Annotated in this window: 22 protein-coding genes; 10 read left to right on the top strand and 12 right to left on the bottom strand. The window is 67.1% G+C overall.

Going from position 1 to position 18,426, the window contains the following annotated elements:
- Positions 1-11: 11 nt before the first annotated feature.
- From FOA17_RS09320 to hemE, 3 genes are all read right to left on the bottom strand, one after another.
- Positions 12-1,217, bottom strand: a complete 1,206-nt coding sequence (locus FOA17_RS09320; RefSeq protein WP_149141193.1) for an aminotransferase-like domain-containing protein — start codon at positions 1,215-1,217, stop codon at positions 12-14.
- A 101-nt stretch (positions 1,218-1,318) separates the two neighbouring features.
- A complete protein-coding gene (locus FOA17_RS09315; RefSeq protein WP_149141192.1) occupies positions 1,319-2,221 on the bottom strand; it encodes a DMT family transporter in 903 nt (300 codons plus the stop codon).
- Between the two features lie 4 nt (positions 2,222-2,225).
- Positions 2,226-3,257 carry a uroporphyrinogen decarboxylase gene (hemE, locus tag FOA17_RS09310; RefSeq protein ID WP_149141191.1) on the bottom strand — a complete coding sequence of 344 codons (1,032 nt, stop codon included), beginning with the start codon at positions 3,255-3,257 and terminating at the stop codon, positions 2,226-2,228.
- A gap of 132 nt (positions 3,258-3,389) precedes the next feature.
- Here hemE and hemC point away from each other — a divergent pair, with 132 nt between their 5' ends.
- Entirely contained in the window at positions 3,390-4,334 is a 945-nt protein-coding gene (hemC, locus tag FOA17_RS09305; RefSeq protein ID WP_149141190.1) for a hydroxymethylbilane synthase, read from the top strand.
- A gap of 4 nt (positions 4,335-4,338) precedes the next feature.
- Here the strand turns inward: hemC and FOA17_RS09300 are convergent, their stop codons facing one another.
- From FOA17_RS09300 to FOA17_RS09290, 3 genes are all read right to left on the bottom strand, one after another.
- Positions 4,339-4,677 carry a hypothetical protein gene (locus tag FOA17_RS09300; protein WP_149141189.1) on the bottom strand — a complete coding sequence of 113 codons (339 nt, stop codon included), beginning with the start codon at positions 4,675-4,677 and terminating at the stop codon, positions 4,339-4,341.
- 109 nt (positions 4,678-4,786) lie between these two features.
- Positions 4,787-5,275 carry a hypothetical protein gene (locus FOA17_RS09295; protein ID WP_149141188.1) on the bottom strand — a complete coding sequence of 163 codons (489 nt, stop codon included), beginning with the start codon at positions 5,273-5,275 and terminating at the stop codon, positions 4,787-4,789.
- A 150-nt stretch (positions 5,276-5,425) separates the two neighbouring features.
- Positions 5,426-6,226, bottom strand: a complete 801-nt coding sequence (locus FOA17_RS09290) for a response regulator (RefSeq protein WP_149141187.1) — start codon at positions 6,224-6,226, stop codon at positions 5,426-5,428.
- 107 nt (positions 6,227-6,333) lie between these two features.
- On the opposite strand from FOA17_RS09290, the gene FOA17_RS19730 reads away from it, so the two are divergent.
- The 4 genes from FOA17_RS19730 to FOA17_RS09275 all read left to right on the top strand — a co-directional run bounded on the left by FOA17_RS19730 (position 6,334) and on the right by FOA17_RS09275 (position 9,181).
- Entirely contained in the window at positions 6,334-6,501 is a 168-nt protein-coding gene (locus tag FOA17_RS19730; RefSeq protein WP_162528212.1) for a NepR family anti-sigma factor, read from the top strand.
- A complete protein-coding gene (locus FOA17_RS09285; RefSeq protein WP_149141186.1) occupies positions 6,498-7,061 on the top strand; it encodes an RNA polymerase sigma factor in 564 nt (187 codons plus the stop codon). The genes FOA17_RS19730 and FOA17_RS09285 overlap by 4 nt, the downstream gene beginning before the upstream one ends.
- 52 nt (positions 7,062-7,113) lie before the next feature.
- Positions 7,114-8,898: a sensor histidine kinase gene (locus FOA17_RS09280; protein ID WP_149141185.1), complete on the top strand. Its 1,785-nt coding sequence runs from the start codon at positions 7,114-7,116 to the stop codon at positions 8,896-8,898.
- 85 nt (positions 8,899-8,983) lie between these two features.
- A complete protein-coding gene (locus FOA17_RS09275) occupies positions 8,984-9,181 on the top strand; it encodes a CsbD family protein (RefSeq protein WP_149141184.1) in 198 nt (65 codons plus the stop codon).
- An 83-nt stretch (positions 9,182-9,264) separates the two neighbouring features.
- Here FOA17_RS09275 and FOA17_RS09270 read toward each other — a convergent pair whose 3' ends face one another.
- Both FOA17_RS09270 and FOA17_RS09265 read right to left on the bottom strand, forming a co-directional pair.
- Positions 9,265-9,630 (bottom strand): hypothetical protein, encoded by a 366-nt coding sequence (locus FOA17_RS09270; RefSeq protein WP_149141183.1) that lies wholly within the window; start codon positions 9,628-9,630, stop codon positions 9,265-9,267.
- A 55-nt stretch (positions 9,631-9,685) separates the two neighbouring features.
- The gene (locus FOA17_RS09265) at positions 9,686-10,030 is read right to left on the bottom strand and encodes a hypothetical protein (protein ID WP_149141182.1); all 345 of its coding nucleotides are present in this window, start codon (positions 10,028-10,030) and stop codon (positions 9,686-9,688) included.
- 230 nt (positions 10,031-10,260) lie between these two features.
- On the opposite strand from FOA17_RS09265, the gene FOA17_RS09260 reads away from it, so the two are divergent.
- Complete coding sequence (locus FOA17_RS09260) at positions 10,261-10,434, top strand: DUF1328 domain-containing protein (RefSeq protein WP_149141181.1); 174 nt, start codon at positions 10,261-10,263, stop codon at positions 10,432-10,434.
- Between the two features lie 110 nt (positions 10,435-10,544).
- Here the strand turns inward: FOA17_RS09260 and FOA17_RS09255 are convergent, their stop codons facing one another.
- The 3 genes from FOA17_RS09255 to FOA17_RS09245 form a co-directional block, all read right to left on the bottom strand.
- Positions 10,545-11,012, bottom strand: coding sequence for a hypothetical protein (locus FOA17_RS09255; protein ID WP_149141180.1), 468 nt, complete (start codon positions 11,010-11,012; stop codon positions 10,545-10,547).
- A gap of 88 nt (positions 11,013-11,100) precedes the next feature.
- Positions 11,101-12,111, bottom strand: a complete 1,011-nt coding sequence (locus FOA17_RS09250; protein ID WP_162528211.1) for a sensor histidine kinase — start codon at positions 12,109-12,111, stop codon at positions 11,101-11,103.
- 239 nt (positions 12,112-12,350) lie between these two features.
- Complete coding sequence (locus tag FOA17_RS09245) at positions 12,351-12,632, bottom strand: glycine zipper domain-containing protein (RefSeq protein ID WP_238991773.1); 282 nt, start codon at positions 12,630-12,632, stop codon at positions 12,351-12,353.
- 99 nt (positions 12,633-12,731) lie between these two features.
- Between FOA17_RS09245 and FOA17_RS09240 the strand changes: the two genes are divergently transcribed.
- Positions 12,732-13,625, top strand: a complete 894-nt coding sequence (locus FOA17_RS09240; RefSeq protein WP_238991772.1) for a ketopantoate reductase family protein — start codon at positions 12,732-12,734, stop codon at positions 13,623-13,625.
- Position 13,626: 1 nt separating this feature from the next.
- Here the strand turns inward: FOA17_RS09240 and FOA17_RS09235 are convergent, their stop codons facing one another.
- Positions 13,627-14,913 (bottom strand): ROK family transcriptional regulator, encoded by a 1,287-nt coding sequence (locus tag FOA17_RS09235; RefSeq protein ID WP_149141178.1) that lies wholly within the window; start codon positions 14,911-14,913, stop codon positions 13,627-13,629.
- 213 nt (positions 14,914-15,126) lie between these two features.
- On the opposite strand from FOA17_RS09235, the gene FOA17_RS09230 reads away from it, so the two are divergent.
- The 3 genes from FOA17_RS09230 (at position 15,127) to FOA17_RS09220 (ending at position 18,366) form a co-directional block, all read left to right on the top strand.
- Entirely contained in the window at positions 15,127-16,152 is a 1,026-nt protein-coding gene (locus tag FOA17_RS09230; protein ID WP_149141177.1) for a substrate-binding domain-containing protein, read from the top strand.
- A 123-nt stretch (positions 16,153-16,275) separates the two neighbouring features.
- Positions 16,276-17,595 carry a sugar ABC transporter permease gene (locus FOA17_RS09225; RefSeq protein WP_149141176.1) on the top strand — a complete coding sequence of 440 codons (1,320 nt, stop codon included), beginning with the start codon at positions 16,276-16,278 and terminating at the stop codon, positions 17,593-17,595.
- 12 nt (positions 17,596-17,607) lie between these two features.
- Positions 17,608-18,366: an ATP-binding cassette domain-containing protein gene (locus tag FOA17_RS09220; RefSeq protein ID WP_149141175.1), complete on the top strand. Its 759-nt coding sequence runs from the start codon at positions 17,608-17,610 to the stop codon at positions 18,364-18,366.
- Positions 18,367-18,426 lie beyond the last annotated feature (60 nt).

The following is an 18,426-nucleotide window of genomic DNA, read 5'->3' as shown; positions in this document are numbered from 1 at the left end:
CCCCCTTTTCCTTAGTCGCGCAACAGCCGCCCCAGCCGGGCGATGCCCTCATCTATCTGCGCCTCCGACGCGCAGGAAAAGGACAGCCGCAGCGTGTTGCGGTTCGATCCATCGGCAAAGAACGCGCCCCCCGGCACGAAGGCCACACGCTGTTCGGCAATGGCACGCGCCAGCAGCGCGGCGCCGTCCATGCCTTCGGGCAGGGTCAGCCAGACGAACATGCCGCCTTCGGGCCGGGTAAAGCGCACGCCCTCGGGCATTTCGCGCGCGAGCGCCGCCAGCATCCGGTCGCGCCGGGCGCCATAGGTGGCGCGCAGCCTGGCGACGTGATCGTCGAACCGCGCCGCCGCCACGCGATGCGTGACCATCTGGCTCATGGTTGCGGAATGCAGGTCGGCCGCCTGTTTCATCAGCACCAGCCGGCCGATCACCTCTTTCGCGGCGCAGACCCAGCCTACGCGCAGGCCCGGCGCCAGCGTCTTGGAGAACGAGCCGCAATAGATCGTCCGGGTCTGTTCGATCCCGCCCGAGCGCGCGATGTCGAGCGCAAGGATCGGCGGCACCGCCTCGCCGTCATAGCGCAGCGACTGATAGGCAGCATCCTCGACAATCGCGATGCCAAGCGCCGCGGCCTGATCGAGCAGCGCCTCGCGCCCGGCGCGGCTGATCGTCTCGCCGGTCGGGTTGCAGAAATCGGCGGAAAGATAGGCGAATTTCACCCGCCCGCCCGCGGCCTCTGCCTCGGCCTGCACCGCCGCCGGATCGGCGTTGGAGAAAGGATCCAGCCGCAGATAGCGCGGCTCATAGGCGTTATAGGCGCCAAGCGCGCCCAGATAGGTGGGCCAGCCCAGCATCACCGTATCGCCGGGCGAAATCATCAGTTTGCCCAGATAATCCAGCGCCTGTTGCGACCCGGAGGTGATCAGGATGTTGTCGGCATCGCAGGGGATGCCGATCTTGCCCATCTCGGCCGCGATCCAGTCGCGCAGCGGCTTGTAGCCTTCGGAGACGGAATATTGCAGCGCGGCGGCGGCCTGGCCATCGGCCATCACATCGGCAAAGGCACGGGCGAAATCATCGGCCGGGAACAGGGCGGGGTCGGGAATGCCGCCCGCGAAAGAGATGATGTCGGGCTGATCCAGCAGCTTGAGCAGCTCCCGGATTTCAGACGCCTTCATTCTTGTGCTGCGGCTGGCCAGCACATCGGTCCACTGCATTGCATCCTCCCCTGATGCGACTCGACTGACGCAAATCGGAGCGGAGGTTGCGCCGGGTTGCGAAACAAGTCAACAAGACTGACCTGAATTGTGATCGTGTTTCAGGGGGCCAGGCGCATCAGCAGCGCCACGCCCAGCATCAGCACGCCAATGCCCGTCATCTGACGCGGGGTCACATGCTGGCGGAAGGCAAGCCGCGCGACGGCCAGTGCAAAGACCACCTCGACCAGCGCCAGCGTGCGCACATTTGCCGCCGAGGTCAGCGAAAAGGCAATGAACCAGAAGGCCGAGGCCAGCGCCCCCAGAAACCCCGCCGCCAGCGAAGGCCGCCATTCGCGCAGGCATCCCGTCAGCGCCGGGCGATCGCGCCACGCCAGCCACAGGCCCAGCACCGCGGTCTGAATCGCCAGCGACAGCACCAGCGCGGTCAGCGACCGGATCAGAAAGCCCCCCTCGGGCAGGGCGGTGATGCCGCCGCGAAAGCCGATGGCGGCCATGCCGAAGGCCAGCCCCGCCAGCAGCCCCATGGCCGCCGGGCCAAGCCCCGTCAACATGGCGCGGCCCAGCCCCGGTTTCAGCGTCAGGATCAGCACCCCCACCACCGCGACGCCGATCGCGCCCAGCATCGGCAGGGTCAGCGGGTCGCCCAGCACCGCCCAGCCGACCAGTGCCACCAGCACGGGTTCGACCTTCAACCAGGCGGTCGTGATGCCGAAACCTTCGATGCGCATCACCTGCAACATCAGTGCCGTCGCAGCGATCTGCGCCAGCGCGCCCATGGCGGTAAACCCGATGGCGCGCGGTGTCAGCGCCGGCATCGTCTCGCCGGTCCAGAGCAGCCCGAGCCAGAGGAACAGCGCCGCGAAGGGCAGCCCGAACAGGAAGCGCACATTGGTCGCGCCCAGCGTGCCCAGGCGCGCGGTCAGCCCCGATTGCGCAGCATTGCGCCCGGTCTGTGCCAGTGCCGCCGCCAGCCCGGCCCAGGCCCAGAGCGGCAGCGCCATCGCCTTACGCCCCGCGAATGGTGTCGATCATCAGCCGCACATTCTCGGGGTCGGCATCGGGGGTGATGCCATGGCCGAGGTTGAAGATATGCGGGCCCTTGCGGAACGCCTCGACCACATGGCGGGTTTCGCGCACCAGCGCCTCGCCGCCCGTCACCATATGGCCGGGGGCGAGGTTGCCCTGCACGCAGCCATCCACCTGCACATGCGCCGCCGCCCATTCCGGCGTGACGGAATTGTCAAGCGCCACGCAATCGGCGCCGGTCGCGCGGGCGAAACCGATATAGCCCTCGCCCGCCTCGCGCGGGAAGGCGATGATCGGCAGGCCGGGGTGGCGCGATTTCAGTTCTGCGATGATGCGGGCGGCGGGTTTCACCGCGAAATCGGTGAAATCATCGCCCTTGAGGCTGCCGGCCCAGCTGTCGAACAGCTTCACCACCTCGGCGCCGGCTTTCACCTGTTCCGACAGATAGTCGATCGTCGCTTCGGTGATCAGGTCGATCAGCCACTGAAATGTCGCGCGGTCGGCGGCCTTCAGCGTATGGGCCGGCCCCTGATCCCTGGTGCCGCGGCCGGCGATCATGTAGGTCGCCACCGTCCAGGGCGCACCGGCGAAACCGATCAGCGTGGTTTCGCTGGGCAGGTCGCGCGCCAGCCGCCGCACGGTTTCATAGACCGGCGACAGGCGGTCATGGATGGCATGGGCGGGTTTCAGGCCCGCAAGCTCCGCCCCGGTGGTGATGGTCGAAAGGCGCGGCCCCTCGCCGGTCTCGAACCACAGATCGGCGCCAAGCGCCTGACAGATCAGCAGGATATCGGCAAACAGGATCGCTGCGTCAAACCCGTAGCGGCGGATCGGCTGCAAGGTCACCTCGGCCGCCAGTTCCGGGTTGTAGCACAGCTTGAGAAAATCACCCGCCTGCGCCCGCGTCGCGCGGTATTCCGGCAGATAGCGCCCCGCCTGCCGCATCATCCAGATCGGCGGCGTGGGCAGGGTTTCGCCTTTCAGCGCGCGCAGGATCAGCTTGTCGGTCATCGGGGCACCCTTTTCTGGCTTGCCCCTGACTTGCGCGCTGGGGGCCGGAAGTCAAGCGGGCCGTGGCCGAAAGGGGGGCGCGGCAGGGTGTCGCCATTGCAAGAAACCGGGCCGCGCGCTAAGGCTTTCGCCATGACAAGCACGCTTCCCACCCCCGCCGAACCGCTCAAGATCGGCACCCGCGGTTCGCCGCTGGCGCTGGCCCAGGCCCATGAGACGCGCGCCCGCCTGATGGCGGCCTTTGACCTGCCCGAGACGGCCTTCGAGATCGTGGTGATCAAGACCACTGGCGACCGCGTGCTGGACCGCCCGCTGAAGGAAATCGGCGGCAAGGGCCTGTTCACCAAAGAGATCGAAGAGGCGCTGCTGACGGGCGGCATCGACATCGCGGTTCATTCGATGAAGGACATGCCGGTGGCCCAGCCCGACGGGCTGCTGCTGGATTGCTATCTCCCGCGCGAGGATGTGCGCGATGCCTTCGTGTCGCCGCATGTCGCGCGGCTGGCCGATCTGCCGCAGGGCGCCAAGGTCGGCTCGTCCAGCCTGCGCCGCCGCGCGCAGCTCAAGGCCCGCCGCCCCGATCTGGAGGTGGTGGAGTTTCGCGGCAACGTCCAGACCCGCATGAAAAAACTTGAGGACGGCGTGGCGGTGGCCACGTTCCTTGCCATGGCAGGGCTGAACCGGCTGGGCATGGCGCAGGTCGCCCGGTCGGCCATCGCGCCGGAGGAGATGCTGCCCGCCGTCGCGCAGGGCGCCATCGGGATCGAACGGCGGCAGGCTGACGCCCGGGCCGAGGCGATGCTGGCCGCGATCCATCACCGCGACACCGGCCTGCGTCTGGCGGCCGAGCGCGCCTATCTGGCGGCGCTGGACGGGTCTTGCGAAACGCCGATTGCCGGGCTGGCCCTGCTGGAGGGCGACACGATCTGGCTGCGCGGCGAGATCCTGCGCCCCGACGGGTCAGAGGTCATCGCGGGCGAGTTGCGCGGCCCGGTGGCCGAAGGCGCGGCGCTTGGCACCGCGCTGGCGCGCGATCTGCTGGGGCAGGCGCCCAAGGGGTTCTTCGACTGGCGCTGAGGGATCAGGGCGCGAGCAAGCCCATGGCGCGCAGCCGTGCCAGGGCGGGTTCGGCCCCATCGCAGGATTTCAGGCGGATCGCCACGCGGCTGGCATAGCCAAAGCGGCCGATACGCTCGGGGCGCAGGGTGACGGTCAGGCTGCCCTCTGCCAGCGCCAGCGCGGCGATGGCGTCTTCGGCGCCGAAATCCTCGTCATTCACCTCGAACCAGACCGGGCCACCGGCCAGCGGCTGCCGGAACAGGGCATAATTTTCCTCGCGCGCATCGACAAAGCCGACAAAGCCCTCGCCCTCGACCTCGGTCACGCTGGCATAGGCCGCCTTCACCACCAGTTCGCTCACATCCGCCTCCGTCGCGCTGTTGCGGCCTTGTAGCGCGTTGCGCGGCGGCGGAAAAGCAACGGCGTGCCCCGAAGGACACGCCGCGCCAACAGAACCCGAAGGCGACTGGTTATTTCAGGCGCTCCACCACGTTTTCGGCGAAGGCATGGATCATGGCCTGATAATGCTCGGGCGAATCCGACATGCTGGTCAGCGCGACGGTGCCCGGCGGCAGGTATTTGTTCGCCAGCTCCACCGAGACGGCAAGTTCGTAGCTGTCGAACTTGGTATTGTCGTCGCTGGAGATGTTCACATTGCCCACCAGCACCGAATCCGCGAGGCCGGTCTTGGTTTCAAAGCTGTTGGCCAGCGCGACCTCGTTGATATCGACCGAGATGCGCGACCCCTTGTCGGCGATGCGGTCCTGCACGCGGGCCAGGATCGCGGCTTGCAGGTCTTCGGCGATACCGGCCCAATAGGTCGCCGCGCGTTCGTTCTGCACGGCGGTCAGATCGGCCTCGACCTTGACGCTTTCGACCGGGGTCATCTCGGCATGGGCCATGGGGGCCAGCGGGGCGGCCAGCGCCGCAGACAGGGCGAGAAGGCGCAGGGTTTTCATGGTAACCTCCTGAAAAGATTGTGAAAAGGAAATCCTTTTCTTCATCGGGTCAACGCGCGGGCCGGGCAGGGGTTCCCGGAAATATGCTGCCGGCAAAGAAAAAGGCGGGGGTGTGCGCCCCCGCCTTTTCCAGTCTGGTCTGGCGCCGGTTCAGGCCGCCAGCGTCTCGGTCGAGGCAAAGAACATCGCCTGACTGACCGCGGAGCGCAGCTGTTCCTCGGAAAACGGCTTGGTGATCAGGAAGGCCGGTTCGGGCCGTTCGCCCGTCAGCAGCCGTTCGGGGAAGGCGGTAATGAAGATCACCGGCAGCGCGTCGAACTGGCCGAGGATCTCGTTCACGGCGTCGATCCCCGAGGAATTGTCGGCCAGCTGGATATCCGCCAGGATCAGGTCGGGGCGAATGCGGGCCGCCAGCGCGACCGCCTCGTCGCGGGTGCGGGCGATGCCGGTCACCTGATGGCCGATCTCGGTCACGATGTCCTGGATATCCATCGCGATGATCGCCTCATCCTCGATGATCATGACGCGACCGGCGACCGACTGTTCCATCTCGCGCATGGCGATCTCGACCAGATCGGCGGCCTCATCTGTGCCGACGCCGAGGATCTCCGCGATCTCGGCATCGCGGAATTCCTCGATCACCGACAGCAGCAGCGCTTCGCGCGAATTGGGGGTGACAAGCCGCGCCATGTGGCGTTCGGCGCGGGCGGCCAGACCTTCCTCGGCCTCGCCCACCGGGGCACCGGCACTTGACCAGACCAGATGAAAGGCGCGGAACAGCGCGACCTTGGGCGATGCCGCGCCCCGCACCATCTCCATGTCTTCCAGCAAGGCCTCCAGCGTGGCGGCGGCAAAACGGTCGCCGCTCGACTGGCTGCCGGTCAGCGCGCGCGCATAGCGCCGCAGAAACGGCAGGCTGGCCGCGATCGCAGACGTGAACTCCGCAGGCATGAATGTCTCCCCGTTCGACATTTTCACAAGTTTCTCGGGAACCAAACGCAGGTTCCGGTGTTTGGTTCCAGATAAAGTTGTGGCGCCACACACAAAGCGATGATGAAATGACCAGAACCTCTGCGAAGTCCAGTCTCCAGCAACAGATTGATGAGAACCTCAAGCGCGTCTTCGAGGAATCCCTGCATCAAGACGTGCCTGACCGCTTTACGGATCTGCTCGCGCAGCTTCGCGCGAAGGAACGCGCGAACCAGGACAAGGAAGCGCAGAAATGACCGCCCCCCGCGATCCGCGCGACGAACTGCCCGAGCATCTGCCGGCGCTGCGTGCCTTTGGCATCTCGCTCACGCGCAACGCGACCGAGGCCGATGATCTGGTGCAGGAAACCATCGTCAAGGCCTGGTCCAACTTCGATCGCTTTCAAGCCGGCACCGATCTGCGGGCCTGGCTGTTCACCATCCTGCGCAACACCTTTTATTCCGACCGCCGCAAGAAGCGCCGCGAGGTGGCAGACCCCGACGGTCTGCATGCCCAGACGCTGTTCGACAAGCCCCATCACGACGGGCGGCTGGCGATGACCGATTTCATCCGCGCCTTCGATCAGCTTTCCCCCGAACATCGCGAGGTGCTGATGCTGGTCGGCGCCAACGGCTATTCCTGTGAACAGGTGTCCGAGATGATGGGCGTTGCCGTCGGCACGGTGAAAAGCCGCACCAACCGCGCCCGTGCGCGTCTGGCGCAGCTTCTGCATCTGGAGGAGGGCGAGGGCCTTCTGGATGCGCAGACGGCGGCGACGATGGCGGTGATGACCCGTTCGGGCGTTCAGGCGGCATGAGGCAAGGCGGCCCCGGATCGCGGGGCCGGCGCAAGGGCAGGACGAGGCGGTCATGACGGCATCCCCCAAGGCGACGCGCAGGCGGGTCTGGCCCTTTTCGCGGCTGGCATTCCGGCTGATGGTCACCTTCGGCATCGTGCTGATGCCGCTGGCGCTGCTCAGCTTCGTGCAGATCCGGCAATATCAGCAAGAGGCCTCGGCCCGGGCCGAGGCGGCTGTGCTGGGGGCCACGATGCAGGCAGCGCTGCCGCTGATCGACCAGATCACCCGCGCCGAGGGCGCTGTGGCGGCGCTCGCAACGGCGGTGACGCCACTGCGGGATGACCCCGCCGCCTGTTCGGCGCTGCTGCGCCGTTTCATGGCGGTGCCCGGCAGCAGCGATTACAGCTTTGTCGGCTATATCCCGCGATCCCTGCGGATGGAGTGTTCACCGGGCGGTCCGCTCGATCTGACCGACCGGCGCGATCTGCTGGCGGTGATGGATGCCGGGATTTCCTCGGTGCGGGTCAACCCGCATGGCCCCGTGTCGCGCACCAGCGTCCTGATCTTTTCCGAACCCGTGCGCGATGAGACTGGCCGGGTCGTCGGGCTGTTGTCGCTGTCGCTGCCGCATCGTGCGCTGGCTGATCGCGGTGCCGCCGCCGGGCTGGGCCCGGGGGGCGGGCCGGATGTCTCGCTCATGACGCTGGATCGCAAGGGGCAGATCCTTTCGGCCAGTCAGGGGCTGGAGGATGCCGAACTGCGCCTGCCTGCGCTGCCGGATCTGGTGACCACGCTGGGCGAAAACCCCGGCAGTTTCACCGCGCTTTCGGTCCGCGGAGAGGAACGCATCTTTGCCGTCATGCCCATGCTTTCGACCGGGCTTTACGTTCTGGGCGACTGGCCCATGACCGATACCGATGCGCGGCTGTTTGAACGCACCTTCCCCATCATCGCCTTTCCCGCGCTGATGTGGCTGGCCAGCCTGCTGGTGGCGCAACTGGCCGCCGAGCATCAGGTGCTGCGCCATATCCGCCAGCTGCGCGGCGCGATCACCAGCTTTGCCGGCGGCAATCGCCGCGCCCCCGAGGTGCCGCTGCGGGGCGCGCCGCACGAGCTGAAATCGCTGGGCGGTGCCTTTGAACAGCTGATGGAGGCCGTGGTCCATGACGAGGCCGAGCTGGAGGATACCATCCACCAGAAAGAGGTGCTGCTGCGCGAGGTGCATCACCGGGTCAAGAACAACCTTCAGCTTATCGCCTCGATCATCAACATGCAGATCCGCAAGGCCCGCAGCCCCGAAACGAAGGGCCTGCTGAAAAGCCTTCAGGACCGGGTGATGAGCCTCGCCACCATTCACCGCGAACTGTATCAGACCACTGGCGGCAGCGATGTGCGGGTCGATGAATTGCTGCACAATATCGTCAATCAGATCCTCAAGATGGGCAGCCGCCCCGGGGCGCCCTTTGCGGTGGAGACCGATCTTGAGGATATTCACCTGACACCCGATCAGGCGGTGCCGCTGTCGCTTCTGGTGACCGAGGCGCTGACCAACGCGCTGAAATATGCCTCGGCGCCCCCGGGCGAACGGCCGCGCCTGCATCTGTCCCTGCACCGCACCGAGGATGGCCGGGCCGAGATCGTGATCCGCAACAGCATGGCGGATCAGCCCGCCCCGGTGAACCCCGCGCTGGACAGCGAGGCCGAAGGCGCGGGTCTGGGCGATGCGCTGGTGCGTGCCTTTGCCGCGCAGCTTGCGACCTCGGTCGAGCGTAGCCAGGAAGGCGGCGAATACCGGCTCGCCTTCCGTTTCACCCCGACCGCGCTGTCAGATGCCGAGGAGCGGATCACCACCTGACCCCCGGCTTTTCCGACCCCCGCATGCAACCTTTGGCAGTTTCGCGCGTTGTTTCAGTGACACCGAAACAGAAAGGAGATGCAGCATGAACAGCGATCAGATTCAGGGCGTCTGGAAACAGATCAAAGGCAAGGCCCAGGAAAAATGGGGCGATCTGACCGGCGATGAGCTGGACAAGATCGAGGGCCGCCGCGAACAGCTGGTCGGTCTGGTGCAAAGCCGCTATGGCCGCGCCAAGGAAGAGGCCGAGCGTGAGGTGGACAGCTGGATCGACAGCCTCTGACCTCCGGCCCTGCAAATGATGAACCCGCCCCCTGACCAAGGGGGCGGGTTTTTCATGTTGGGTTGTTGGGCGAGGCGGGCGTTTCAGGAGGGCATATGCGCCAGCACCTGCCGCGCCTGCTCCACCTCGTTGCGCAGACCGCGCAGCACCTGGCGCAGATCGTCGGAAAGGTCGGGCAGCCGGGCGGCGGCATCGAACAGCGCGAGCAGCCGGCTTTCCTGCGCCACAAGGCGCGTCGCGGTGATCGGCCCGTCGCCCGGCCCGCGCGCCGCCGGCGGACGCGGGCGGGCGCGGGTGATCCGGTGACGCAGCAGGATCGCCGCCCGCCTGCGCCGCGCCAGCAAGCCGGGCCAGAGCGGCCCCATCGCGCGTGCGTCCACGGCCTCCATCAGGTCGAGCGAGGCATCAATCTCTTGCAAGAGCTGGATCAGGGCGCGTTGGACAGGCATGGCGGTAACAACAGGTCAAGGTAACGGAAAGGAACAGGGGAAAGGGCGGCGGCGCTCAGCCCTCGGACCTGCGCATCGCGCCGGTCTGGCCGTCGGTGCTGCCCGGTGCGGCACGGATCGCGCCGCCCTCGTCCTCCCAGCGTTCGCGCATGATTTCGGCTTGCGACACGATCTCGTTGCGCCGGCGATGCGCCTCGGCCTGACGCGACAGCCGGTGCAGCCCGCGCAGCAAAAGCGGCAGGCCGATGGCCAGCCCCGCCAGCGCAGCGACCGCCCCCGGGCGCTGCCGCGCCACCGTCCCCGCCTGGGCCAAAAGGGCAGAGCCCTGGCTGGCGGCACGGGGCAGGCCCTCGGTCAGGCTGTGCATTTGATGGCGCAGGTCGGGATGAAGGAATTTCATCTGAGATCTCCTATGGCTGGGGGCCGCGCTGATCGGGTCAGGGCGGGTTGCCGGCAGGCCCCGATGCGGTCAAGGACGGCAGGGGCGGGCGGCAAGTTCGGTGGCACAACGCCCGGCGGGCGCCCCCGGTTCCCGCTGCCCTGCGATGCAATTTCAGGGAACCGGCACCGCCCCGCGGCGTTGTCTTTTCATGAAACGTCGGCAGACGCCGGATAGAGGAGTTCATCATCATGCTTGGCTGGGCTGTTACCTTTCTTGTCATCGCCCTTGTGGCGGCCGTTCTGGGCTTTGGCGGCATCGCCGGCACTGCGGCGGGGATCGCGAAGATCCTGTTCTTCATCTTCATCGTGCTGTTCCTGATCGCCATGATCGCGCGCGCGGTGCAGGGCAAACCGCCGGTCTGACCGGCGGTGATCGCCCCGGCAACGGGGCGGCAGAACAGATGAAAGGGCCGCGATCCGTCGCGGCCCTTTGTCCATTCCGGGGGCGGGGGGCGCGGTCAGGTGGCGCGCGGTCAGGTGGCGGGCCGCGCCGTCAGTTCGGCAATGCGCAGCGCGGCGCGGCTGGCGGCACAGGCCGTCAGCGAGACGCGGCCCAGATCGCGCGCCACCCCGGCATGCTGGGAAAAGACCCGCAGCGACCGGGCGGTGATCGGGTCGCTGTCATCGGGCTGCACGAACAGGAGCGTGGCGCCCGGCGCCATCACCGGCAGCACCGCCCGCGCCACCCGCAGCGCGGCAAGAAAGCCGCTTTCCCAATCTGTCGTGGCGGGGATGAAATGCGCGGCCAGCCCCAGCCGCCCGCGCTGGCGCAACTGCGCCTGAAGCCGCGCCAGCCCGGCGCGGTCGGTCGCGCGGCTTTGCACGAATTCCAGCCCGGCGCCGGTATCCGTCCCTGACAGGATCGCGCGCAGCAGCGCCGGATCCTCCAGCCCGTGCAGCAGAATCCGGCAATGCGTGGCAGTCAGCGGGTGCTGTGGCATCTGTCCCGTTCCCTCCGGTCTGGCGATGGATGCAGTCGGGGGCAACGCGCATGGCGCGCGCGGGTTCCACCCCCCGCGCGGCGCCGGGTCAGGAGGCGACGGGAAAGCTCAGGCTGGCGCGCGTGCCGCCGGGGGTGGGACGGTCGGTCATGGTCAGGCTGGCCCCCAGTTGCTGCGCGAATTGCCGCGCGATGCGCAGGCCCAGGCTGCGCGCCTGATCCAGGTCGAACCCCTCGGGCAGGCCCGGCCCGCCATCCGCCACCTCCAGCAGCGCGCGGCCCTCCCCCGCGGGGGTGCAGCGCAGCTCCAGATCCAGGCGCCCCGCACCATCGCGGCCATGTTCCAGCGCGTTCGCGATCAGCTCGGCGCAGATCAGCGCCAGCGGCACCGACTGATCGGAGCTGACCCGCACCGGCCGCGTGTCCAGTCGCAGCGCCACATCCTGCGCGCTGCCCGACATCTCCAGGATCTCGGGGGCCATTTCCTCCAGCAGGGCGGAAAGGTCGATCTCTTGCCGGTTCGGGTCATGCAGACGGCGTTGCACGCGGCTGACCATGTCGAGCCGGGCCGAGGCCATGTCGAGCGCCGCCTGCGCCGCCGGATCGGCCAGATTGCGCCGCTGCATCTTGAGCAATGAGGCGATGACCTGAAGGTTGTTCGACACCCGATGCTGCAATTCATGGAACATCAGCGCATTGGTGCGGGCCAGTTGCGTGGCGCGGGCATGTTCGCCGCTCATTTGCCGCAGGGCGCGGCGCATCAGTTCGATCAGCGCCAGATCGGTGCCGACGACCAGCACATAGAAGCCTAGCGCCACAACCGCGCCGCCCGACAGCGCAAACGAATTCGCGGGCGCGATGAAGAAATACCAGGCGCAAAGCCCGCAAAGCAGCGCCGACGCGATACCCGCGCGATTGCCCAGAAAGAACCCGGTCAGGATGACGGCCGGAAAGAAGGTCAGATAGGGAAAGCCCGGCGGCAACCAGTCATCGACGACAAACCGCAACAGCAGCGCGATGGCAACGCCCGCGAGGGTAATGGCGGCGGCACTGGCCGGGCTGTAGCGGCGCAGGGTGACTCGGCTGATGCGATAGAGCATCGGATGGCTACTCCGGCAGGCGGGATCCGGTGGTGAATATAGCCGGTGCCGGATCTTCCGCAACGGTCCTCGCACGGGGGGCATATATGCCTGCCGGGCAGGGCGCTGCGCGAAAAAAGCCCCGCCACGAGGGATCGGGCGGGGCAAGTCGGGGACAGTCAGGGAAACGAGGGCAGGGGCGCGGGACAGGATGCGCCTCTGTCACGGGATCAACCCGCGACGCGGCCTTTGGTTCCGCCTCAGCAGGCGGCGACGAACTGGCTCCCGTCGGCGGCGCGATAGATACACTGGCCGCTGCTGGTGCGCCCGATGACATTGCCGGTAAGCGCGCCGACGGCCGCGCCGATGGCGGCGCCTTCCAGCCGGTCGCCATCATCGGCCACGGCGGCGCCCAGGGCGGCACCGGCCAGCGCGCCGGTGGCGGTCGCGTTGCCGACCTGCGGATTGCCGGCGGTCTGGCAGGCGGCCAGCAGGGATACGCAGGGCAGGGCGATCAGGGTGGTGCGGATGGCGAGGGGCATTGCGGCTCTCCTTGGCGCTGTGGGATAAGGTTGCGAGGGGGCAACGCGCGGCTTGCGCGCGGGTTCCCATGGGAATGCAGGGCGCAGGGGATTTCTGGCATGGCAGGGCGGATCGCGGTGATGGGGGCGGGGGCCGTCGGGTGCTATTACGGCGCGATGCTGGCGCTTGCGGGCGAAGATGTGGTGCTGATCGGCCGCCCCGCCCTGGTAGAGGGCGCAGGCGCGGGCGGGCTTGTGCTGGAAAAGGGCGGCGCGCTCTTGCGCACGGCGCCGGCGGTCAGCGCCGATCCCGCCGCCGTCGCAGGGGCCGATCTGGTGCTGTTTTGCGTGAAATCGCCCGATACCGAAACCGCCGGCGCCGCCATCGCGCCGCATCTGGCGCCCGGCGCCACGGTGCTGAGCCTTCAGAACGGCGTGGGCAATGCCGACCGGCTGGCGGCGGCGATCGGCCGCGCGGTGCTGCCCGCCGTGGTCTATGTCGCGGTGACGATGACCGGCCCCGCGCGGGTGCTGCATCGCGGCCGGGGCGAATTGGTGATCGGCGCCGGTGCGGGGGCCGAGGCCGCCGCCGCCCGTCTGCGCGCCGCCGCGATCCCGACCGAGGTGTCTGCCGGGGCCGAGGCCGCGCTTTGGGCCAAGCTGGTGATCAACTGCGCGCTCAACGCCATTTCGGCGGTGACCCAGCAACCCTATGGCCGCATCCTGGCGGCCGAGGGCGGCACCGCGCTGATGCAGGGGCTGGTGGCCGAATGCCGCAGCGTGGCCGAGGCACGCGGCATCGCCTTGCCCGCCGATATCTGGGATCAGGTCTTGCGCATCGCCCGCACCATGCCGGAGCAGACCTCGTCCACCGCGCAGGATCTGGCGCGCGGCCGCCGCAGCGAGATCGCCTTTCTGAACGGCGAGATTGCGCGGCAGGCGGCGGCGCTTGGCCTTTCGGCGCCGCTCAATGCCGCCCTGACGACGCTGGTGCAACTGGCCGAGACGCGCTGACCTATTGCGCCGCGATCTCGCGCAGTTGCGGCGCCAGAATGCCCTCGGTCACTGCTGATAACGCCAGCGCCGCCGCGCCATGCGCCCAGAGCAGGTCGCCCCAGGCATGGATCTCGATCGGCAGGCGCGGGCGGCCGGTGCTGATGACCAGGCTGTCCATCTCGGCCAGTGTCTCTGAGGCATAGAGATAGTCATAGCGCATGCGTTCACCCGACAGGATGATCAGCTCCGGGTCGAACAGGTTGACCACATTCGCCAGGCCGACCGCCAGATAACGCCCGGCGCGGCGAAAGATGGATCGCGCGATGGCATCGCCAGCCTTGGCATGATCATACAGGCTTTCCAGCAGCACATTGATCGGCTGGCCCTCGCGATGGCCCCAGTTCAGCGCGGTCGAGGCCTCGCGCGCGAGCGCATAGTCGGCGATATAGGCCTCTAGGCAGCCGCGCTGGCCGCAGCGGCACAGGGCGCCGTCCAGCTGCACCTTGGTATGGCCCAGCTCCATCCCCAGCCGACGGGCGCCGCGATAGATGCGGTGGTTCATCACCACCCCCATGCCCACGCCATGTTCGATGGTGACCACGGCAAAATCGCTCAGCCCGCGACCGGCGCCGAACCACAGTTCCGCAAGCGCCACCAGATTGGCGTCGTTGTCCACGCTGACCGGAACGCCCAGCCGGGCGGTCACGATCTCGGCCAGCGGCACCTGCCGGTCACGCAGGACCGATGACCACATGACCCGCCCCTCGGCCATATCGACAAAGCCGGGCACGCCCATGCCGATGGCCGACAGATCGCCCCGCGCCACGCCGCCCTTGCGGCAGACCCGGTCGAGCAGGTCTTCCACCGCCGCCAGCATCTCGTCGATGGTCATTGGGCCGGGGCGGCGCGGGATCACGTCATCGGCGATCAGGTTGCCGGCGAAATCCACGATGACGGCGGTATGTTCGCGGTCCGACAGCTTCATCCCCGCGATGCGATGCGCGCCGGCCCGCACGCCAAGGGCCACCGCCGGCCGCCCGCGCCCGGCGGTTTCGCCATCGCGCGGGGCGGCGACCTCCTCGATCAGCCCGGCCTCCAGCAATTCGCCGGTGATCGTGGTCACGCTGGCGGGCGAGACGGCCAGTTCCTTGGCCAGTTGCACGCGCGGGATCAGGCCGGCGGCGCGGATGCGTTCGAACACCTGCTGGCGCAACGGGCGCTGCGCCTCGGAGAGGGGGGGGGGAATCAGCGGGCCGACGCCCTTGCGCGAATCGGTTTCGCCGGGGCCGGTCTGTGCGGGCTGCATTTATTTGGCCTCCTAACAAAAAACCGGCTCTTTCGGCGATTTCTGCAACTGCATTGCTGCGAGTGCACCTATATTTTCGCTTTATTGAGCCTGAATGCACCTTCGCGCACGATTCTTATTTTGACAACTGAAATTATTGCGGGCAATTTGTCTGCGTGCCGACTCGGGAGGTCGGACAGGCCGGCATGCCGGTCGAATCATTGGGAGGACAGAATGCACAAACTCATCCTCGCCGCCGTTGTCGCGGCGGCTGGTTTTTCGTCTGCGGCATTGGCCGAGGGTCTGACGGTCGGGGTGTCCTGGTCGAACTTCCAGGAAGAGCGCTGGAAAACCGACGAGGCCGCGATCAAGGCCGCGCTCGAGGCGGCGGGGGCCAGCTATGTCTCGGCCGACGCGCAGGCCTCGGCCGCCAAGCAGCTGACCGACGTGGAGGCGCTGATCGCCCAGGGCGTCGATGCGCTGATCATCCTGGCGATGGACAAGGACGCGATCGGCCCGGCCGTGGACAAGGCCGCCGCCGAAGGCATCCCGGTCGTCGGCTATGACCGCCTGATCGAGGACAACCGCGCCTTCTATCTGACCTTCGACAACAAGGGCGTGGGCCGCATCATCGCCGAGACGGTGAAGGGCGCCAAGCCCGAGGGCAATTATGCCATCATCAAGGGCGACCCCGGTGACCCGAACGCGGCCTTCCTGCTGGAAGGCATGATGGATGTCATCGGCGGCGATGTCGAGGCCGGCAAGATCAAGATCGTCGGCGAGGCGTTCAGCGAAGGCTGGAAGCCCGAAAATGCCCAGGCCAACATGGAACAGATCCTGACCGCCAACAACAATGCGGTCGATGCGGTTCTGGCCGAGAATGACGGCATGGCCGGCGGCGTCATCGCGGCGCTTCAGGCGCAGGGCATGAATGTGCCGGTCGGCGGGCAGGACGGCGATCTGGCCGCGCTGAACCGCGTGGCGCGCGGCACCCAGACCGTGTCGGTCTGGAAAGACAGCCGCCAGCTTGGCAAGGCCGCGGCGGAAATCGCCGTCGCACTGGCCGGTGGCACCGCCATGGATGCCGTGCAGGGCGCCGAGAAATGGTCGGGCGGTGAAAAGGGCGTGGAAATGAACGCCATGTTCCTCGCGCCCACGCCGATCACCAAGGACAACCTGAATGTCGTGATCGACGCCGGCCACATCTCGAAAGAGCAGGCCTGCGAAGGCGCGATGGACGGCGTGGCCGCCTGCCAATAATCCCGAAGGCCCCGGCACGCCCTTGCGCGTGCCGGGGTTTTTCAATCCCGGACCAAGGCTAGGCAGGGTTTGGCCCCGCTGCCTGCCCGTCTGCACCCTGACCCTTCAGTGCTGGACGAGGACATGACCCAGACATCCCCCACGCAATCAAGCGCCGACCCGACCCTGGGGCCGGTTGCCCGCTTTCTCAAAGCCACCGAAATCGACACTCGCCTCTTGGGCATGGTGGGCGCGCTTGTCGCCATCTGGATCGGCTTTCACCTTTACGGGGCCATCGTGAACGGCAATGGCGCCTTTCTCACGCCGCGCAACCTGTGGAACCTTTCGGTTCAGACCGCCAGCGTGGGCATCATGGCCTGCGGCATGGTGCTGATCATCATCACCCGCCATATCGACCTGTCGGTGGGCTCGGTGCTGGGCTTTACCGCCATGGTCATGGGCATCGTGCAGGTCTGGATCCTGCCGGATTACCTGGGCCTCGGCAATCCGCTGATCTGGGTGATCGCCTGTCTGGTCGGCTTGCTGGTCGGCACCGCCATCGGCGCCTTTCACGGCTGGCTGGTGGCCTATCGCGGCATTCCCGCCTTTATCGTGACGCTGGGCGGGCTGCTGGTCTGGCGTGGCGCGGCCTTCCTGCTGGCGCGGGGCGAGACGATCTCGCCGGTCGATGCGACCTTTGCCCTTCTGGGCGGCGGGCCGTTCGGCGCCGTGGGCGCGGTCGGCAGCTGGATCCTCTGCGTCATCGCCTGTGCGTCGATCCTGTGGATGATGGTTTCGGGGCGCAAGGCGCGCAAGGCGCATGGTTTCCCGCTGCGCCCGCTCTGGGCGGAATACACGCTGGCCGGGCTGAGCTGCGGTCTGGTGCTGGCCGCGACGCTGGTGGTGGACGCCTATCCCTGGCCCAAGGGTATCGTCAGCCAATATGCCGCCGCCAACAACATCACCGTGCCCGAAGGCGGGCTGTTCATCAGCCATGGCTTTGCCATCCCGCTGCTGATCATGGTGGCCGTGGCCATCGCCATGACCGTCATGATGGGGCGCACCCGCTTTGGCCGCTATGTCTATGCCATCGGCGGCAATCCTGATGCGGCCGAATTGTCGGGCATCAATACCCGGCTGATGACGGTCAAGATCTTTGCGCTCATGGGCTTCCTGACCGGGCTTTCCGCCATCGTCGCCTCGGCGCGGCAGACCTCGGCCACGATCTCGCTCGGGCAGCTTGACGAACTCTATGTCATCGCGGCCGCGGTGATCGGCGGCACCTCGCTGGCGGGCGGCGTGGGCACGATCTACGGCGCGATCCTCGGCGCCTTCGTGATGCAGAGCCTCAAGACCGGGATGGTGCTGATCGGCTTTGACGCCGCCATCCAGAACATCGTCGTCGGCATCGTGCTGGTGCTGGCCGTCTATGTCGATATCCTCTACCGCAAGCGCGCGAAATAAGGAGCGGGACCGATGAACAAGAACGGAACCCCCCTTGTCGAAATGCGCGACATCTCGATCTCGTTCGGCGGGATCAAGGCGGTCGATCATGTGACGGTCGATCTGTATCCGGGCGAGGTCGTGGGCCTTCTGGGCCATAACGGCGCCGGCAAATCGACGCTGATCAAATGCCTTTCGGGCGCCTATCGGCCCGACAGTGGCGATATCTTCATCAACGGGCAAAAGGCGGTGATCGAGAACCCGCGCGATGCCCGCAGTTTCAACATCGAGACGATCTATCAGACGCTGGCGTTGGCCGACAATCTGGATGCGGCCTCCAACCTGTTTCTGGGGCGCGAGCTTGTGGGGGCGGGCGGCTTTCTGAACGATGCCGAGATGGAGGCCGAGACGCGCAAGATCATGGGGCGTCTCAACCCCAACTTCCGCAAGTTCAACGTGCCGGTCTCGGCCCTGTCGGGCGGGCAACGGCAATCGGTGGCCATCGCGCGGGCGGTCTATTTCAACGCCAAGATCCTGATCATGGACGAACCGACCGCCGCGCTTGGCCCGCATGAGACGCAGATGGTGGCCGAACTGATCCAGGAGCTGAAGAAGCAGGGTCTCGGCATTTTCCTGATCGAGCATGACATCCATGCCGTGATGGAACTGTGCGACCGCGCCGTGGTGATGAAGAACGGCCAGCGCGTCGGCACGGTGAACGTGAACGAGGTGACCGACGACGACATTCTGGGGATGATCATCCTCGGGAAGAAACCGCCGCAAGCCTATTGATCCTAAGGGGCGCCGCAGGGTGCCCCTTTGCTTTCCCGACCGACACAAGCAAGGCACTGG

Origin of the sequence: Gemmobacter caeruleus (assembly GCF_008271655.1) — a bacterium.
Classification (GTDB): Bacteria; Pseudomonadota; Alphaproteobacteria; order Rhodobacterales; family Rhodobacteraceae; genus Gemmobacter; species Gemmobacter caeruleus.
The sequence above is the reverse complement of the archived record's forward strand: the minus strand, read 5'-3'. Positions and strand labels throughout refer to the sequence as shown.

Excerpts from the sequence above, each read along its gene's own strand:
- FOA17_RS09240 (WP_238991772.1), top strand. The coding sequence starts at position 12,732 with ATGGCAGGGCGGATCGCGGTGATGGGGGCGGGGGCCGTCGGGTGCTAT.
- FOA17_RS09280 (WP_149141185.1), top strand. The coding sequence starts at position 7,114 with ATGACGGCATCCCCCAAGGCGACGCGCAGGCGGGTCTGGCCCTTTTCG.
- FOA17_RS09255 (WP_149141180.1), bottom strand. The coding sequence starts at position 11,012 with ATGCCACAGCACCCGCTGACTGCCACGCATTGCCGGATTCTGCTGCAC.
- FOA17_RS09265 (WP_149141182.1), bottom strand. The coding sequence starts at position 10,030 with ATGAAATTCCTTCATCCCGACCTGCGCCATCAAATGCACAGCCTGACC.
- FOA17_RS19730 (WP_162528212.1), top strand. The coding sequence starts at position 6,334 with ATGACCAGAACCTCTGCGAAGTCCAGTCTCCAGCAACAGATTGATGAG.
- FOA17_RS09220 (WP_149141175.1), top strand. The coding sequence starts at position 17,608 with ATGAACAAGAACGGAACCCCCCTTGTCGAAATGCGCGACATCTCGATC.
- FOA17_RS09275 (WP_149141184.1), top strand. The coding sequence starts at position 8,984 with ATGAACAGCGATCAGATTCAGGGCGTCTGGAAACAGATCAAAGGCAAG.
- FOA17_RS09295 (WP_149141188.1), bottom strand. The coding sequence starts at position 5,275 with ATGAAAACCCTGCGCCTTCTCGCCCTGTCTGCGGCGCTGGCCGCCCCG.
- FOA17_RS09250 (WP_162528211.1), bottom strand. The coding sequence starts at position 12,111 with ATGCTCTATCGCATCAGCCGAGTCACCCTGCGCCGCTACAGCCCGGCC.
- hemC (WP_149141190.1), top strand. The coding sequence starts at position 3,390 with ATGACAAGCACGCTTCCCACCCCCGCCGAACCGCTCAAGATCGGCACC.
- FOA17_RS09290 (WP_149141187.1), bottom strand. The coding sequence starts at position 6,226 with ATGCCTGCGGAGTTCACGTCTGCGATCGCGGCCAGCCTGCCGTTTCTG.
- FOA17_RS09260 (WP_149141181.1), top strand. The coding sequence starts at position 10,261 with ATGCTTGGCTGGGCTGTTACCTTTCTTGTCATCGCCCTTGTGGCGGCC.
- hemE (WP_149141191.1), bottom strand. The coding sequence starts at position 3,257 with ATGACCGACAAGCTGATCCTGCGCGCGCTGAAAGGCGAAACCCTGCCC.
- FOA17_RS09320 (WP_149141193.1), bottom strand. The coding sequence starts at position 1,217 with ATGCAGTGGACCGATGTGCTGGCCAGCCGCAGCACAAGAATGAAGGCG.
- FOA17_RS09235 (WP_149141178.1), bottom strand. The coding sequence starts at position 14,913 with ATGCAGCCCGCACAGACCGGCCCCGGCGAAACCGATTCGCGCAAGGGC.
- FOA17_RS09285 (WP_149141186.1), top strand. The coding sequence starts at position 6,498 with ATGACCGCCCCCCGCGATCCGCGCGACGAACTGCCCGAGCATCTGCCG.
- FOA17_RS09270 (WP_149141183.1), bottom strand. The coding sequence starts at position 9,630 with ATGCCTGTCCAACGCGCCCTGATCCAGCTCTTGCAAGAGATTGATGCC.
- FOA17_RS09225 (WP_149141176.1), top strand. The coding sequence starts at position 16,276 with ATGACCCAGACATCCCCCACGCAATCAAGCGCCGACCCGACCCTGGGG.
- FOA17_RS09245 (WP_238991773.1), bottom strand. The coding sequence starts at position 12,632 with ATGCCCCTCGCCATCCGCACCACCCTGATCGCCCTGCCCTGCGTATCC.
- FOA17_RS09315 (WP_149141192.1), bottom strand. The coding sequence starts at position 2,221 with ATGGCGCTGCCGCTCTGGGCCTGGGCCGGGCTGGCGGCGGCACTGGCA.
- FOA17_RS09230 (WP_149141177.1), top strand. The coding sequence starts at position 15,127 with ATGCACAAACTCATCCTCGCCGCCGTTGTCGCGGCGGCTGGTTTTTCG.